A 15,914-nucleotide genomic window follows, 5' to 3' on the forward strand; every position below is an offset into this window, starting at 1 on the left:
GGCAGGCTCCTCTCGGCAACCCGAGAGTCGCCTCCCAGTGTCGCCTCGCGCGCGCCGCCGGAACAACCACCGATGGGATGATCTAGTGACCGTTGAGGATCTTCCGCGTGGCCACGTCGGCGGGGTAGAACGCCTCGATCGCGAGCTCGGTCAGGGTCACCTCGCGCGGGGTGCCGAACACCGTCGTCGTCGAGATGAACGACAGCACGGTGTCGCCCCTCCGCAGCTGGAGAGGTACGACGAGCGCGGTCGATCCGGGCACGGCCGCGAGCTCCTCGGCCACCTCGTCGGCGAGCTCGCCGAGAGCGGGATCGCCGGTGGCGTCGTACTCGCGGCGGAGCCGCGCGGCCAGCGCCGCCCGCCACTCGGCGATGTTGACGATCCGCGGCCCGAGCCCGCGCGGGTGCAGCGACAGCCGGATCACGTTGACCGGCGGCTCGAGCAGGTCCGCGTCGATGCCGTCGAGCAGGTCGAACGCGGCGTCGTTGGCGGAGACCAGCTCCCAGTGCCGGTCGACCACCAACGCCGGGTAGGGCAGGTGGGCCTGGAGGATCGCCTCGAGGGCGGCGTTGGCCTCGGCCATCGGCGGGTCGGTCAGCTGGTGCTCCGGGTGGGCGGGCGCGAAGCCGCCGGCGAGGAGCAGCCGGTTCTGCTCGCGCAGCGGGACGTCGAGGTGGCTGCTGAGGCGCAGGATCATCGCGCTCGTCGGCTGCGAGCGGCCGGTCTCGACATAGCTGAGGTGTCGGGTCGAGACGTCCGCCCGGCTGGCGAGGTCGAGCTGGGAGAGGTTGCGGCGCTGGCGCCAGCCGCGCAGCAGCTCACCCACGTGGCCCGGCGATTCACTCATGCCGCAGACGCTAGTCGTCGCAGGTGCAGACGGACATGACGTCCGACGTCATCGACGCCGCACCGCCCGGCGGGTTCTGATCGTGCCTCGAAGCAGTCCCGAGAGGAGCACCACCATGACCAAGGCCTATGCCATCGCCTACCTGCGCGAGGTCGACTTCGGAGTCGAGATCGCCGAGTACCTCGAGCGCATCGACGAGACGCTCGCGCCGTACGGCGGCCGGTTCATCGTCCACGGCGGCGACCTGACGCCCGCCGAGGGCGAGTGGGACGGCGCGATCGTGATCATCGAGTTCCCGTCGCCGGACGCCGTCCGCGAGTGGTACGACTCGCCCGCCTACCAGGCGATCCTGCCGCTGCGCACCGAGCACTCGCAGTCGATCGCGGCCATGGTCGTCGGTGTCCCCGACGGCTACCGCGCGATCGAGAAGGTGCCCGAGGTGCTCGCTCTCGCCAACGCGAGCTGAGCCGTCAGCGGGTGGCGAGGTAGGCGAGCTGGGCGCGGACCGACCACTCGGCCGCGCCCCAGAGCGACTCGTCGACGTCGGAGTAGACGACCTCGACCACCGCACGGGGCAGGGTGGGGTGCTCGGCGACGTCGGGCGGCAGGTCGGCCGGCGCCATCCCGAGCCGGGAGAGGGCGGCCTCGACCTGGGCCAGCCGCTCGCGGCGGTGGACGACGTAGTGGTCGAGCACCCCGGCCGCGTCCGGCAGCACCGGACCGTGCGCCGGCCACAGCGCGTCCACCCGGCCGTCGGTGACCAGCGAGCGCATCTTGGCGATGGACTCGAAGTAGCCGCCGAGGTCGCCGTCGGGGTGCACGATCACCGTCGTCCCGCGGCCGAGCACCATGTCGCCGGTCAGCAGCGCGCGGTCCCGCTCGACGAGCAGGGAGATCGAGTCGGCGGTGTGGCCGGGCGTCGTCAGCACCTCCGCCCGGAGTCCTGCGACGTCGAGGACCTCGCCGTCGGTGACCGGGTCCGCCCGCCAGCACTGGTCGGGGTCGAGCGCCCGGACGCCGCACCCCATCCGCTCGGCGAAGGTCCGGGCGGCCTCGGTGTGGTCGATGTGGTGGTGGGTCACCAGCACGTGGTCGACCTGGCCGGCCGCCTCGGCGACGGCGTCGAGGTGGGCGTCGTCCAGCGGTCCCGGGTCGACGACGATCGACCGCTCGGCGCCGGGCTCGCGCAGCACCCAGGTGTTGGTGCCGTCGAGGGTCATGATCCCGGGGTTGGGGGCGAGCAGGCAGTGACCACGGTCGCCGTACTCGCCTCCCGCCCAGGGCTCGCTCACCCGAACCGCTCCTGCAGGAGCGGGTCGAGGTGGGGCGGGCGGGAGAGGACGAACTCGTCGCCGTCCGCGACGACCTCCGGCGTGAACATCGACACGTCACGCTCTCTCGCTGCCGCGAGCACCTCGCCGGGGTCGGCGTGCTGGAGCACCTCCAGGCAGGTGAGGTACGTCGGCGGCAGCATCATCAGCTCGCCGGACTCGGCCTGTCGGAGTGCCTCGGAGGCGGGCAGCCACAGCACCTCGGTCGACTCGGTCGAGACGTCGCGGGTCACCTGCCCTTCCGGCAGCGCCGCGACGAAGAACCACGTCCGGTAGCGGCGCGGCTCGAACGTCGGGGTCAGCCAGCCGGACCACGCGCCCAGCAGGTCGGTGCGGAGCACCAGTCCGCGGCGGGTGAGGAAGTCGGTCATCGACAGGTCGCGCGACTCCAGCGCCTCCCGGTCGGCCTCCCAGTCGGCTCCGGTGGTGTCCGCCACCACGGTCGTGGCGGAGTCGCCGGCAAGGAGGACGCCCGACTCCTCGAACGTCTCGCGTACGGCGGCGCACACGATCGCGCGCGCCAGCTCCTCCTCGACGCCGAGCCGTTCCGCCCAGTCGGCGGGCGCCGGCCCCGCCCACGCCACCGAGCTGTCGAAGTCGCGGGGGTCGACCCCACCACCGGGGAACACAGCCATCCCGCCCGCGAACGCCATCACCTTCTGGCGGCGGAGCAGGTAGACCTCCGGTTCCCCGCTCCCGCCCCGCATCAGTACGACGGTCGCTGCGTTGCGGGGCTCCGCCGGCACCGTCGTGCCGTCCTGGTGGGCCCGGGCCTGGTCGACCAGGCTCTGCGGCAGCGGGATCCGGGCGAAGCCCTTCGCCGGCGGCGTCCCGGTCACCCGGCGATCTCCGCGATCACTTCGACCTCGACCGGTGCGTCGAGCGGCAGCACCGGGACCCCCACGGCCGACCGGGCGTGCACGCCGGCGTCACCGAAGACGGCGCCGAAGAGCTCGGAGGCGCCATTGGCAACGCCGGGCTGGCCGGTGAAGTCCGGTGTCGACGCCACGAAGGCGACCACCTTGACGATCCGGATGTGAGAGAGGTCGCCGGCGACCGCCCGGATCGCGGCGATCGCGTTGAGAGCGCACTGCTGCGCGCACGCTGCTGCCTGCTCGGGGGTGATCTCGCCGCCGACCTTGCCGGTCGCGATCAGCGCGCCGTCGATGATGGGCAGCTGGCCGGACGTGTAGACGAGCGAGCCGACCCGCACCGCCGGGACGTAGACCGCCAGCGGCGGCACGACCTCCGGGACGGTGAGGCCGAGCTCGGCGAGCCGCTCCTCGGGTGTATTCATGCCTCAGCCCTCAGCATCACTCGGCGGGGCGCTTGAAGTAGGCGATGTCGTTGCCGCCCTGGCCGGGGATCAGCGTCACGAGCTCCCAGCCGTCCTGGCCGAAGTTGTTGAGGATCTGCGCCGCGACATGGTTGAGGACGGGCGCCACCTGGTACTCCCACTTGGTCATGCGGGCACCTTACTCAGCAGCCACTACCTGTGGCGCGGGTCACAGGTGTGCCACGATGCGACGCGTGAACCTCGACAACGCCGTCTGGATGCTGACGGGCCTCGCCGCGGTCGTCGTACTCCTGACCCGGATGCGCCTGTCCAACGAGCACGCGCAGTCCGGGCATGCGCTCGTGCCGCTGGCGATCGTCAACGCCCACACCGTCGTGGGCGTCCTGGCGCTCGGCGTGTGGGTCTACTACCTGACGTCGCCGGAGGACCTGGTCGGCGTGGTGGCCCTGGTCGTGTGGTGGATCGAGGTGGCGATCGGGCTGCTCATCCTGGGCCGGTGGATGTCACGGCCGGGCAAGCACGCCGCCGACACCACCGGCGACAGCTGGGCCCAGGGACCGGCACTCTCGATCCTCGGGCACGTCGGGATGCTGCTGGGCATCTCGTTCTTCACCTGGGTCGTGATCGCCGACCGGCTCAGCGCCTGACCGACGGCATCCCGGGGTCTTACCACCCGCTAAGGTGCTCGACGTGAGCGACTGGTCGAAGGTGCGGCTGCACGTCGTCACCGGCAAAGGTGGCACGGGCAAGTCCACGGTGGCGTCGGCGCTCGCCCTGGCCCTCGCGCACCGGGGTGCCAACGTGCTCCTGTGCGAGGTCGAGGGTCGCCAAGGCATCGCCCGGATGTTCGACGTCGACCCGCTCCCCTACGAGGAGCGCCGGCTCACGACCGGTCTGCCCGACGACGACGGGGGCCGCGGCGTGGTGCACGCGCTCCACATCGACGCGGAGTCGGCGCTGCTGGAGTACCTCTCCATGTACTACCGGCTCGGTCGCGCCGGCAAGGCGCTCGACCGGTTCGGCGTGATCGAGTTCGCGACCACCATCGCGCCCGGTGTCCGCGACGTGCTGCTGAGCGGCAAGGTCTACGAGGCCGTGGAGCGCAACAGCCGCAACAAGGGCGCCATCCAGTACGACGCGATCGTGCTCGACGCTCCGCCGACCGGACGGATCACCCAGTTCCTCAACGTCGGTGGCGAGGTCGGCGGGCTCGCGAAGGTCGGCCCGATCAAGACCCAGTCCGACACGATGATGAAGCTCTTCCAGTCGCCGCGCACCGCGGTCCACCTGGTCACCCTGCTGGAGGAGATGCCGGTCCAGGAGACCATCGACGGCATCGCCGACCTGAAGCGGGCGAAGCTTCCCGTCGGTGGCATCGTCGTCAACATGGTGCGACCGCGGGACCTGTCGGCCGAGAACCTCGCGGCAGCGCGGGCCGGCACCCTCGATCGCGAAAAGGTCGAGTCCGAGGTGAAGGCGGCCGGGATCGAGGTCACCCCGGTGCTGATCGACGGGCTGCTCCACGAGGCCGCCCAGCACGCCGAGCGCCGCGCGCTGGAGGACGAGCAGCGCGAGGTCGTGCGTGACCTCGGGGTCCCGACCTACGAGCTCCCCCGGATGGCGGGCGGGGTCGACCTCGGCGCGCTCTACGAGTTCGCCGGGCTGCTCCGCGAGCAGGGGATGGCCTAGATGGCACGCCGTACGACGCAGCACCAGACCCGGGTCGGACCCACCTCTCCCCGTGCCCGGCGGGCCGGTGCGCTCGACGTCGACGCGCTGCTCGCCGACAGGACCACTGGCATCATCGTCTGCTGCGGCTCGGGCGGCGTCGGCAAGACGACCACCTCCGCCGCCCTCGCACTGCGGGCCGCGGAGCAGGGGCGCAAGGTCGTCGTACTCACGATCGACCCGGCGCGCCGGCTGGCCCAGTCGATGGGGATCGAGGAGCTCGACAACACCCCGCGGCCGGTCCAGGGCGTCGCGGGCGACGGCCGGCTCGACGCGATGATGCTCGACATGAAGCGCACCTTCGACGAGGTGGTCGAGTCCCAGGCCAGCCCGGAGAAGGCACAGCAGATCCTGGCCAACCCGTTCTACATCGCGCTGTCGAGCTCGTTCGCGGGCACGCAGGAGTACATGGCGATGGAGAAGCTCGGTCAGATCCATCGGGATGCCCAGAAGGCGGGGACCTACGACCTGATCGTGGTCGACACACCGCCGTCCCGGTCGGCGCTGGACTTCCTGGACGCTCCCGAGCGGCTGTCGAGCTTCCTCGACGGCCGGTTCGTGCGACTGCTGATGGCGCCGGCACGGGGGCCGGCGAAGCTGATGACGGCCGGATTCAGCCTGATCACGAACTCGCTCACCAAGATCCTCGGCGCGCAGTTCCTCAAGGACCTGCAGATGTTCGTGTCCGCGCTCGACACTGTCTTCGGTGGGTTCCGGCAGCGCGCCCAGCGGACCTACTCACTGCTGCAGGCGGAGGGGACGGCGTTCCTGGTCGTGGCTGCGCCCGAGCCCGACGCGCTGCGCGAGGCGGCGTACTTCGTCGAGCGGCTCAGCGAGGACGGCATGCCGCTGGCCGGACTGATCGTCAACCGCGCGAGCCCCGAACCGGAGAGCGCGCTGCCCGCCGCGGAGGCGCTGGCCGGCGTGGGCCGGCTGCGGCGAGAGGGCGCGGGGCCCATCGCCGCCGGGCTGCTGCGGCTGCACGCCGACCAGGTCCAGCTGGTCGAGCGCGAGCAGTCGCTCCGGGAGCGGTTCGCGACCGCGCACCCGCAGGTGCCGACGGCCGTCGTACCAGCGCTCGCCGGCGACGTCCACGACCTCGAGGGCCTGCGCCGGATCGGCGAACTCCTCGCGGCCGCGGCTCGTACCTGAAGAATCGGCCCGGTCGGCGGCAGCCGATGGGCCGAAACTTCAGGTACGACGCGTCAGACGACGACCGTGGCGGCGTTCTCGCGGTCCCGAGCAGACTCGAGGACCTTGCGCCACGATGCGGCAGGCCGACGCCGGAGCAGCGCACGCCGCTCCCGCTCCGTCATACCGCCCCAGACACCCCACTCGATCTGGTTGTCGAGCGCCTCAGCGAGGCACTCCGTGCGCACCGGGCAACCGGAGCACACCGTCTTTGCCTTGTTCTGCTCGGCTCCTCGCACGAACAACTGGTCCGGTTGTTCCGTCCGGCAAGCCGCCCGCAAAGCCCAGTCATCTACCCACATGATGTTGTCCCCATCATTTTAAGGAGGGCGACGCCCCCACAGCGTCGCGCGATCCTCCTCGTATGGGTTAAAAGTAAAGTAATGTCTGGTCCAGCACATCCCTCGTTGTGCGCAACCTGTCTAGTCACATTTCACTATCCGGAGCGGGACCCCGGATGGTGCGGAGGCCGTGACCACGGTGATTCGCCGACTCCGGAGGTCGCCCTCTTGTCACGTACCCTGGCCGCATGTCGCGCTCGAGGACCGATGGCCTGCCTGCGTCGAAGGTGGTGTCGCACCTCGGCGTGATGCTGCTCGTCTCCGCCGTCCTGGGCGTCGTGGTCTCCGGACTCGCGATCCCCTTCGCCGGGGTCCTGGGCTTCGCGGCACGCAACATGTCCGACTCGATCGACGAGCTGCCGCAGGAGCTCGAGACCGAGCTCCTCCCCCAGCGCACCGAGATCCTCGACCGCAACGGCGACCAGATCGCGACGATCTACGACCAGAACCGGGTGATCGTCCCGCTCCGCCAGATCTCGCGGATCATGGTCAAGTCGATCGTGTCGATCGAGGACTACCGCTTCTACCAGCACGGCGCGCTGGACGTGAAGGGCACGCTGCGCGCCCTCTTCACCAACCAGGCCGCCAACGGCGTGGTCCAGGGTGGCTCCTCGATCACTCAGCAGCTGGTCAAGCTGACCCTGCTCAACCAGGCCGACACGAAGAAGGAGCGCGAGGCGGCGACGGACGACACCTACGCCCGCAAGCTCCGCGAGCTGCGCTACGCGATCGCCCTGGAGAAGAAGTACTCCAAGGACTGGATCCTGGAGCGCTACCTCAACACCGCCTACTTCGGTGACGGCGCCTACGGCATCCAGGCCGCCGCCCAGCACTACTTCGACGTCAACGCCAACGAGCTCAACCTGCGCCAGTCGGCCATGCTGGCCGGCATCGTGCAGAGCCCTGGCGCGTTCGACCCGACCGAGAACCCCGACCGGTCCCGCGAGCGACGCAACGTCGTGCTCGACCGGATGGCCGAGCTCAGCGTCATCTCCGAGCGCACGGCGGAGAAGACCAAGGAACGGTCGCTCGGCATCGACGTCCAGCCGAAGGAGCGCGGCTGCGTCAACTCGACCGCGCAGTTCTTCTGCGAGTACGTCATCGCCTGGCTCAAGCAGGACCCCGCCCTCGGGAACAACCCGCGGGAGCGGTGGCGGCTGATCCTCAACGGTGGCCTCACCATCACCACGTCGATCGACATGCGGATGCAGACGGCCACCCAGACCTCGGTCAGCCAGCACGTCTACCCGCACGAGGGCGCGATCGGTGCGATGGCGCTGATCGAGCCGGGCACCGGCGAGGTCAAGGCGCTGGCCCAGTCGCGGGAGCTCGGCAACGGGCCCAACCAGACGTTCCTCAACTACACGGTGCCCAAGGAGTACGGCAAGGCCAGCGGCTTCGCGCCGGGCTCGACGTTCAAGACGTTCGTGCTTGCTGCTGCCATCAACCAGGGCATCCCGCTCACCAAGAGCTACAGCGTGCCGGCGGAGGCGTTCATCCCGGAGAACGAGTACGAGACCTGCGACGGCCCCTACGCGAGCTCATCGACGTGGAGCGTCTCCAACTTCGACTTCGAACCCCACACGGTCAACCTCTACACGGGCACTCAGGGCTCGGTGAACACCTTCTTCGCCCAGCTCGAGAGGGAGACCGGCCTGTGCGAGCCGTTCACCATCGCCCGCCGGCTCGGCATCCGGCTGACGAACCCGGCCGACGAGATGCGGCCGGCGTTCACGCTCGGCTTCGTGGACGTGAGCCCGCTCGAGCTGGCCGAGGCCTACGCGACCTTCGCTGCCCGCGGCAAGCACTGTGACGCGCTGCCGGTCACCAAGATCGAGGACAACCAGGGCAACGTGCTCAAGAAGTACGACCCTCAGTGCACCCAGGAGCTTCCCGGCCCGGTCGCCGACGCCGTCAACGACGTGCTGGAGGGCGTGCTGCAGCCCGGGGGCTTCGGCCAATACCTCCACCCGGGCCAGCAGTCCGCCGGCAAGACCGGCACGTCGACGGCGAACCAGTCCGTGTGGTTCGCCGGCTACACGCCCAACCTGGCCGGTGCCGTGGCGGTCGCCGGCGTCAACGAGGTGGGCGAGCCCGAGTCGCTCGACGGCAAGCTGATCGGCGGCCAGGTTGCGGCCACCTCGGGATCGCAGACCGCCGGACCGATCTGGGGTGATGCGTTCAAGGCGATCGCCCCGTTCCTGGAGGACGCGACGTTCGTCGAGCCGTCCGGCGAGGACATCGCCGGCGTCCTCAACCTGATCCCCGACGTCGGCGGGATGACCGTCGACCAGGCCACGGACGCACTCGAGGCCGAGGGCTTCTACGTGTCGAACGGCGGCATCGTCGACTCCGCCTACGCCGAGGGCACCGTCGCCTACACCTCCCCGGGCGCCGGCACCGAGTTCGGGTCCGGCGACACGGTCCTCATCTACATCTCCGACGGCACCCCGCCCCCGCCCCCGCCGAAGCCGCCCAAGAACAACAACGGCGGCCGGGGCGGCGACAACGACGGTGACGGCGGCCGGGGCGGCAACGGGAACGGCAATGGCAACGGGGGCGGCCGCGGCTAGCGGCTAGCCCAGCTGGCGCCGTACCTCTGCCGCGACCGCGGCACCGTCGGCGCGCCCCTTGACCTGGGGCTGGACCAGGCCCATCACCTTGCCCATCGCCTTGGGCCCGGCGCCGGCAGCGTCGAGCTGCTCGACCGCGGCGGTGACGATCCCGGCGATCTCCTCAGGGCTCAGCTGCGCGGGGAGGTAGTCGGCGATCACCGCGGCCTCGGCACGCTCCTTGGCGGCACTCTCCGGACGGCCGCCCTCCTCGAAGGCCACCGCCGCCTCACGCCGCTTCTTGGCCTCGGTGGAGAGCACGCTGAGCATGTCCTCGTCGGTGAGCTCCTTGGCGACGGTGCCCGCGACCTCGGCGTTGGTGACCGCGGTGAGGATCATCCGGATCGTGGAGGAGCGCACGTCGTCACGCGCCTTGATGGCCGTGACGAGGTCGGTGCGCAGACGGTCCTTCAGCGAGTTCATGAGGACGATTGTGGCAGCCTACGGTCGTGCCTCCCTCACGGATTCTCGGACTTCTCGGCACCGGCGTCGCCGCCGGAGCCACAGCGACGGCGTACGCCGCCTGGGAGGCGCGGCAGTACACCTTGCGCAAGGTGGACGTGCCGGTACTGCCGGCAGGCATGCGGCCGCTGCGGGTGCTGCACATCAGTGACATCCACATGACGCCCGGGCAGACCCGCAAGCAGGAGTGGTTGCGCGGGCTCGCGGACCTCGAGCCGGACCTGGTGATCGACACCGGCGACAACCTCGCGCACCGCGACTCCGTGCCCGTCGTGCTCGACAGCCTCGGCAAGCTCCTCGACCGGCCCGGGGTGTTCGTGCACGGGTCCAACGACTACTTCGAGCCCGGCATCCGCAACCCGCTCGGCTACCTGCTCCCGGACAACGGCAAGCGGCACACCAACGTCCCCGCGCTCCCGTGGGGCGACCTGTCGGCCGGCCTCGCCGGTGCCGGCTGGCTGGACCTCACCAACCGCACGGCGACGTTGGCCGTGGGTGAGACCCGGTTCTCCTTCGCGGGGGTCGACGACCCCCACCTCAAGTACGACGACCTCGCCGCCGTCGCCGGTCCGGCCGACGCGATGGCGGACGTGCGGCTCGGCGTCGCCCATGCGCCGTACCTGCGCGTGCTCGACCAGTTCGCCGCCGACGGGTACGACGCCATCGTGGCCGGCCACACCCACGGCGGCCAGGTCTGCCTCCCCTACCTCTCCAACCTCCGTCGGCCCGGCCGGGCGCTGACGACGAACTGCGACCTCGAGCCCGCGCGCGCCCGCGGCCTGCACCGCCATCCCGCCGACTCCCGCCCGGGCGATCCTGGCTCGGCCTGGATGCATGTCTCCGCCGGTCTCGGGACCAGCCCGTACGCCCGGATCCGGGTCGCCTGCCGGCCCGAGGCCACGCTGCTCACGCTCCGCCCGGCGGACTGAGGCCGCCTCACACCCACCATTCGGGTCGCCTCCCGCGGGATCAGGCGACCGGAACGCCGGGCGCGATGGGCGGATTGTGGGGCGCGGGATGGCCTCCGGTATGCTCCGGTGCTTGTGAACGGGCCCGCCCAGGGCGATCGACCCCAGCAGTTCCGGGGGCGATCATCAGGGCCGGGAACGAGCATGGCGGGCTGTGGCGCAGCTTGGTAGCGCGCCTCGTTCGGGACGAGGAGGCCGCAGGTTCAAATCCTGTCAGCCCGACCGATCGACAGGCGGATCCGGACCGGATCCGCCTGTCGCCGTTTTCGCCGAACGCACCCGCGGCGACGCGCCCGACCACCAAGGGAACTCTCGTGTCGCGTGGTTCTCCTTCGTGACACACTGCACTCCATGTCTGACGAGCAGGACAAGCTGAAGCTCAGCTTGGAGCCGCCGAAGCTGTTCGGGCGGAAGAAGAAGTCGGACGCCACGGGGACCTCCAAGGGCACCTCACCGGCGCCCGCCACTCGGTCGCGCCCGGCGTCCGCCGGCGCTGCGCCCGCCGACCAGGAATCCGATGCCACGGCGGCCGACGGGCCGACCGAGGAGATCGTCGACGAGCCGGTGACGCAGGAGCTCGAGACGGCGGAGCCCGCCGTTGAAGAGCCCCCCGTCGAAGAGCCCGAGCCGGTCGCCGAAGAGGCGGAGCCTGAGCCGGTCGCCGAGGTCATCCCCGAACCGGAGCCCGAGCCCGAGCCGGTCGCCGAGGTGACCCCCGAGCCCGAGCCCGATCCGGTCGCCGACCCGGTCGCCACCCCGGAGCCGGAGCCCGAGCCGCGGCCGGTGCCGCAGAAGGCCGCCGCGCCGACCGCTCCCGCCGCGAAGACAGCGCCCGCCGCGAAGACAGCGCCCGCCGCGCAGACAGCGCCGGCCAAGAAGACGACGCCCCCGACGAAGCCCGCTGCAGAGCCGGCAGCGAAGGCCGAGCCGAAGCCCGCGGAGAGGCCCGTGGCAGCGAAGGCCGGCGCCGCGGCCCGATCGGCGGCGACCAAGGCGAGCGGCGCCGCGAGGAAGGCGGTCCGGCCGCGGGCCAAGCTCGCGCCCGACATCGAGCCGGAGCCGGTGACCAGCACTGACTACGAGGACGCGGAGATCGCGGCACAGGGGGACGAGCCGCCGTTGCTGCCGACCTACCCGGCTGCCGCGGTGACCGGGGCCGTTGTGGGAGCGGCGATGATCGGGCTGATCATGCTGTCGCTGCGGGGCTGCGAGGCCGTCCGCAACACCGCGACGTGCAGCGGCGGACCGGGCTTCGTGCTGCTGGTGGCGACGTTCGTGGCCTGTGTCCTGCTCGGCAGCGCTCTGCTCAAGGTCTTCTCGATCCCCGACCCGGGCAGCAGCAGCTTCCTCGGCGTGGGCCTGGTGGCCGTGGTGGCACTGCTGTTCCTGATCGACGTCCTCGACCACTGGTCGATGCTGATCGTGATCCCGGTCATCAGCGTGGGGGCGTTCCTGGCGTCGGTCTGGGTGACCGAGACCTTCGTCGAACCAGGCACGGACACCTAGCGCGAGGCGAGCACCAGCTCGGCGATCTGCACCGTGTTGAGGGCGGCGCCCTTGCGGAGGTTGTCGTTGGAGACGAACAGCGCCAGGCCGCGGTCGCCGTCGACGCCGGGGTCCTGCCGGAGCCGGCCGACGTACGACGGGTCCTTGCCCGCCGCCGCCAGCGGGTTCGGGATGTCGGCCACCTCGACGCCGGGAGCGGAGCTCAGCAGCTCGCGCGCGCGGTCCACCGGCAGCGCACGCTCGAACTCGGCGTTGATCGCCAGGGAGTGGCCGGTGAAGACCGGCACCCGGACGCAGATCCCGGAGACCCGCAGGTCCGGGATGCCGAGGATCTTCCGCGACTCGTTGCGGAGCTTCTGCTCCTCGTCGGTCTCGTTGAGCCCGTCGTCGACGAGGTTGCCGGCGAAGGGCAGCACGTTGTAGGCGATGGTCCGCTGGTAGACGCCCGGCTCCGGGAACGCGACCGCCTCGCCGTCGTACGCCAGCTCCCGGGCCTTGTCGCCAGCCGCGGCGATGCCGGTGGCGAGCTCCTCGACGCCGGCGATGCCGGAGCCGGAGACGGCCTGGTACGTCGACGCGATCAGCCGGACCAGTCCGGCCTCGTCGTGCAGCGGCTTGAGCACCGGCATCGCTGCCATCGTGGTGCAGTTCGGGTTGGCGATGATCCCGCGGCCGGCGTCGATGACCGCCCGCGCGGCGTCGGGGTTGACCTCGGAGACGACGAGCGGGATCGCCGGGTCCTTCCGGAACGCCGAGGAGTTGTCGACCACGATCACCCCGGCGTCGACGAACTTCTGCGCCAGCGCACGGGACGTGGTCGCACCGGCGGAGAACAGCGCGATGTCGAGCCCGCTCGGGTCGGCGGTGGAGGCGTCCTCGACGGTGACGTCGCGGTCACCGAACGGCAGGACGGTGCCTGCGGACCGGGCAGAGGCGAAGAACCGCACCTCGTCGGCGGGGAACGCCCGCTCGAGGAGGATCTGCCGCATGGCGACGCCGACCTGGCCGGTCGCGCCGACGATTCCGATCTTCATGGGTGAATCCTTCCGGGCGCCTCGCGGCGCCGCGAGTGGTTTAGCGTCCGGTGCCGCCGTAGACGACGGCCTCGACCTCGTCGGCGTCGAGGTCGAACGCCGTGTGCGCGGCCTGGACCGCTGCGTCGACGTCGTCCTCCTCGACGATCACCGAGATCCGGATCTCGGAGGTGGAGATCATGCCGATGTTGACGCCGGCCTCGGCCATCGCGGTGAAGAACTTGGCCGAGATGCCCGGGTGGGAGCGCATCCCGGCACCGATGAGCGAGATCTTGCCGATCTTCTCGTCGTAGAGCAGGGACTCGAAGCCGACCTTGTTCTTGAGGCCGTGGAGCGTGGTCATCGCGGTCTGGCCGTCGGAGTGCGGCAGCGTGAACGAGATGTCGGTCAGGTTCGTCGCCGCGGCCGACACGTTCTGGACGATCATGTCGATGTTGATCTGGGCGTCCGCCAGCGCCGTGAAGATCGCGGCGGCCTCGCCGACCTTGTCCGGGACGCCGACGACCGTGATCTTGGCCTCGCTGCGGTCGTGGGCGACGCCGGCGATGATCGGTGCTTCCATGCTGCCCTCCCGGGCTGGGTCGTTGATGCTGCCGGTCACGGTCGTCCCTTCCAGGGTGCTGAACGACGAGCGGACGTGGATCGGGATGTTGTGGCGCCGGGCGTACTCGACCGAGCGCAGGTGGAGGACCTTGGCCCCCGACGCCGCCAGCTCGAGCATCTCCTCGTAGGTGACGGTGTCCAGCTTGCGCGCGGACGGAACGATCCGCGGGTCGGCCGTGAAGACGCCGTCGACGTCGGTGTAGATCTCGCAGACGTCGGCCTCGAGCGCGGCCGCCAGCGCGACCGCCGTGGTGTCCGTGCCACCACGACCGAGGGTGGTGATCTCCTTGGTCGCCTGGCTGACGCCCTGGAAGCCGGCGACGATCACGATGTGACCCTCGTCGATGGCCCCGCGGATCCGGCCCGGCGTGACGTCGATGATCTTCGCCTTGCCATGGACGGAGTCCGTGATCACGCCCGCCTGGGAGCCGGTGAACGAGCGAGCGGTGAAGCCCAGGTCGGAGATCGCCATCGCGACCAGCGCCATCGAGATCCGCTCGCCCGCCGTCAGCAACATGTCGAGCTCGCGCGCCGGCGGCAACGGACTGACCTGCGCGGCGAGATCGAGCAGCTCGTCGGTGCTGTCCCCCATGGCGGAGACCGCGACGACGACGTCGTTGCCGGCCTTCTTGGCCTCGGTGATCCGACGTGCCACCCGCTTGATGGCGTCGGCGTCGGACAGCGACGAGCCGCCGTACTTCTGGACGACAATGCCCACTTCGGATGCGCTCCTGGATCGACGGGGAAGATGCCCGTCGATTCTACCGAGGTACGCCGCTACGCCTGACCGCCGTCCAAGGCTGCGGTTGCGGCCTCGATCACGTCGAGCTCCGACTCGATGTCGACGTCGAGCCGGTCATGGGCGACGACCGACAGGAGCGCCTTCATCGCCGCACCGGCGAGCGAGCCCCAGTTGGAGACGTAGGAGAACTGCCACCACCAGAGCGCCTCCTCGACGTCGCCCGCGCGGTAGTGGCGCATGCCGTTCTCGAGGTCGCTGGCGATGCTGGCCAGGTCGTCGGAGAGCTGACTCTCGACGACCTCGGGCTGGTAGGGGTCGAAGACGTAACTCATCGTGTCGACGTTGCCGAGCAGGTCGGCGAGCCGGAGCCGGAGGTCGTCGAGGTCGGCGTCCGGCCCGACGTCGGGCTGGTACTCGTCGCGCGGGGCGAAGTCGCGCTGGGCGCCGAGCCGGGCGCCCGCGAGCGCGATCTCGCTGATCTGGAGGAGCAGCAACGAGATCGCCTGCCCCGGCGTCGCCTCGGTGGCGATCACCCGCAGCGAGTCGAGGAACGACCCGACCGAGGTCGCGATGTCGTCCGCGAACCGCACGGTCTCGGTCTCGACGGCGAGCATCGCCTCGAGGGCCGCCTGGCCTGGGAGCTGATCGGTCACGTTGCCGCCTGCCTTCCAACAAATGCTCGTCCGAGAGTGACCTCGTCGGCGTACTCGAGATCGCCGCCTACCGGGAGTCCACTCGCCAACCGCGTCACGCGCAACCCTAGGGGGCCCAACATCCGCGTGAGGTACGTCGCTGTCGCCTCGCCCTCGAGGTTCGGGTCGGTCGCCAGGATCACCTCGGTGACCGCTCCGTCGCCGAGCCTGGTGAGCAGCTCCTTGACGTGGAGCTGCTCCGGGCCGATCCCGTCGATCGGCGAGATCGCGCCGCCGAGCACGTGGTAGCGACCACGGAACTCGCGGGTGCGCTCGATCGCGACGACGTCCTTGTACTCCTCCACGACACAGATGACGCTCTGGTCCCGCCGTGGGTCACGGCAGATCCGGCACTGGTCGTCCTCGGACACGTTGAAGCAGGTCGCGCAGAACTTCACCCTCGCCTTGACCTCGATCAGGACGTCGGCGAGCCGCTTCACGTCGACCGGGTCGGCCTGGAGCAGGTGGAACGCGATGCGCTGCGCGCTCTTCGGCCCGACACCCGGCAGCCTGCCGAGCTCGTCGATGAGGTCCTGGACGACGCCTTCGTACACGGTCGG

At 70.6% G+C, this 15,914-nt stretch carries 18 protein-coding genes and 1 tRNA gene; 8 read left to right on the forward strand and 11 right to left on the reverse strand.

From position 1 onward, the window contains the following. Window positions 1-82: 82 nt before the first annotated feature. On the reverse strand, window positions 83-847 hold the full coding sequence (locus tag D0Z08_RS13120; RefSeq protein ID WP_118925695.1) for a helix-turn-helix domain-containing protein: 765 nt from the start codon (window positions 845-847) through the stop codon (window positions 83-85). A 115-nt stretch (window positions 848-962) separates the two neighbouring features. Here D0Z08_RS13120 and D0Z08_RS13125 point away from each other — a divergent pair, with 115 nt between their 5' ends. Further along, entirely contained in the window at window positions 963-1,313 is a 351-nt protein-coding gene (locus D0Z08_RS13125) for a DUF1330 domain-containing protein (protein WP_118925696.1), read from the forward strand. 4 nt (window positions 1,314-1,317) lie between these two features. On the opposite strand, the gene D0Z08_RS13130 is transcribed toward D0Z08_RS13125, so the two are convergent. The 4 genes from D0Z08_RS13130 to sp36 are packed head-to-tail and all read right to left on the reverse strand — an operon-like array spanning window position 1,318 to window position 3,644. Next, window positions 1,318-2,139: an MBL fold metallo-hydrolase gene (locus D0Z08_RS13130; protein WP_245993925.1), complete on the reverse strand. Its 822-nt coding sequence runs from the start codon at window positions 2,137-2,139 to the stop codon at window positions 1,318-1,320. Then, window positions 2,136-3,017 (reverse strand): NUDIX hydrolase, encoded by an 882-nt coding sequence (locus tag D0Z08_RS13135; RefSeq protein ID WP_245993926.1) that lies wholly within the window; start codon window positions 3,015-3,017, stop codon window positions 2,136-2,138. The genes D0Z08_RS13130 and D0Z08_RS13135 overlap by 4 nt, the downstream gene beginning before the upstream one ends. Then, the gene (locus D0Z08_RS13140) at window positions 3,014-3,475 is read right to left on the reverse strand and encodes a RidA family protein (protein WP_118925697.1); all 462 of its coding nucleotides are present in this window, start codon (window positions 3,473-3,475) and stop codon (window positions 3,014-3,016) included. The genes D0Z08_RS13135 and D0Z08_RS13140 overlap by 4 nt, the downstream gene beginning before the upstream one ends. Before the next feature lie 16 nt (window positions 3,476-3,491). After that, window positions 3,492-3,644, reverse strand: coding sequence for a Sp36 family protein (sp36, locus tag D0Z08_RS32110; RefSeq protein ID WP_182481284.1), 153 nt, complete (start codon window positions 3,642-3,644; stop codon window positions 3,492-3,494). Window positions 3,645-3,699: 55 nt separating this feature from the next. On the opposite strand from sp36, the gene D0Z08_RS13145 reads away from it, so the two are divergent. Genes D0Z08_RS13145 through bagB form a run of 3 tightly spaced genes read left to right on the forward strand, consistent with a single transcriptional unit; the run spans window position 3,700 to window position 6,355 of the window. After that, window positions 3,700-4,122, forward strand: coding sequence for a hypothetical protein (locus tag D0Z08_RS13145; RefSeq protein WP_147381425.1), 423 nt, complete (start codon window positions 3,700-3,702; stop codon window positions 4,120-4,122). 43 nt (window positions 4,123-4,165) lie between these two features. Further along, window positions 4,166-5,164, forward strand: a complete 999-nt coding sequence (bagA, locus tag D0Z08_RS13150; RefSeq protein WP_118925699.1) for an ATPase BagA — start codon at window positions 4,166-4,168, stop codon at window positions 5,162-5,164. Beyond that, on the forward strand, window positions 5,165-6,355 hold the full coding sequence (gene bagB / locus D0Z08_RS13155; RefSeq protein ID WP_118925700.1) for an ArsA family ATPase: 1,191 nt from the start codon (window positions 5,165-5,167) through the stop codon (window positions 6,353-6,355). Window positions 6,356-6,408: 53 nt separating this feature from the next. Here the strand turns inward: bagB and D0Z08_RS13160 are convergent, their stop codons facing one another. Beyond that, window positions 6,409-6,696 (reverse strand): WhiB family transcriptional regulator, encoded by a 288-nt coding sequence (locus tag D0Z08_RS13160; protein ID WP_118925701.1) that lies wholly within the window; start codon window positions 6,694-6,696, stop codon window positions 6,409-6,411. A gap of 227 nt (window positions 6,697-6,923) precedes the next feature. Between D0Z08_RS13160 and D0Z08_RS13165 the strand changes: the two genes are divergently transcribed. Continuing rightward, complete coding sequence (locus D0Z08_RS13165) at window positions 6,924-9,308, forward strand: penicillin-binding protein (RefSeq protein WP_118925702.1); 2,385 nt, start codon at window positions 6,924-6,926, stop codon at window positions 9,306-9,308. 3 nt (window positions 9,309-9,311) lie between these two features. On the opposite strand, the gene D0Z08_RS13170 is transcribed toward D0Z08_RS13165, so the two are convergent. Continuing rightward, complete coding sequence (locus D0Z08_RS13170; protein ID WP_118925703.1) at window positions 9,312-9,770, reverse strand: GatB/YqeY domain-containing protein; 459 nt, start codon at window positions 9,768-9,770, stop codon at window positions 9,312-9,314. Between the two features lie 26 nt (window positions 9,771-9,796). Here D0Z08_RS13170 and D0Z08_RS13175 point away from each other — a divergent pair, with 26 nt between their 5' ends. The 3 genes from D0Z08_RS13175 (at window position 9,797) to D0Z08_RS13185 (ending at window position 12,283) form a co-directional block, all read left to right on the forward strand. After that, entirely contained in the window at window positions 9,797-10,738 is a 942-nt protein-coding gene (locus D0Z08_RS13175; RefSeq protein ID WP_118925704.1) for a metallophosphoesterase, read from the forward strand. 187 nt (window positions 10,739-10,925) lie between these two features. After that, window positions 10,926-10,999 (forward strand) — tRNA-Pro (locus D0Z08_RS13180). 129 nt (window positions 11,000-11,128) lie between these two features. Further along, on the forward strand, window positions 11,129-12,283 hold the full coding sequence (locus D0Z08_RS13185) for a hypothetical protein (protein WP_118925705.1): 1,155 nt from the start codon (window positions 11,129-11,131) through the stop codon (window positions 12,281-12,283). Here D0Z08_RS13185 and D0Z08_RS13190 read toward each other — a convergent pair. Genes D0Z08_RS13190 through recR form a run of 4 tightly spaced genes read right to left on the reverse strand, consistent with a single transcriptional unit; the run spans window position 12,280 to window position 15,908 of the window. Further along, a complete protein-coding gene (locus D0Z08_RS13190; RefSeq protein WP_118925706.1) occupies window positions 12,280-13,317 on the reverse strand; it encodes an aspartate-semialdehyde dehydrogenase in 1,038 nt (345 codons plus the stop codon). The genes D0Z08_RS13185 and D0Z08_RS13190 overlap by 4 nt on opposite strands. Before the next feature lie 40 nt (window positions 13,318-13,357). Then, a complete protein-coding gene (locus D0Z08_RS13195) occupies window positions 13,358-14,638 on the reverse strand; it encodes an aspartate kinase (protein WP_118925707.1) in 1,281 nt (426 codons plus the stop codon). Between the two features lie 59 nt (window positions 14,639-14,697). Beyond that, entirely contained in the window at window positions 14,698-15,315 is a 618-nt protein-coding gene (locus D0Z08_RS13200; protein ID WP_245993927.1) for a DUF5063 domain-containing protein, read from the reverse strand. Next, a complete protein-coding gene (gene recR / locus D0Z08_RS13205; protein ID WP_118925708.1) occupies window positions 15,312-15,908 on the reverse strand; it encodes a recombination mediator RecR in 597 nt (198 codons plus the stop codon). The genes D0Z08_RS13200 and recR overlap by 4 nt, the downstream gene beginning before the upstream one ends. Between the last annotated feature and the right edge of the window lie 6 nt (window positions 15,909-15,914).

Origin of the sequence: Nocardioides immobilis (assembly GCF_003515065.1) — a bacterium.
Classification (GTDB): Bacteria; Actinomycetota; Actinomycetes; order Propionibacteriales; family Nocardioidaceae; genus Nocardioides; species Nocardioides immobilis.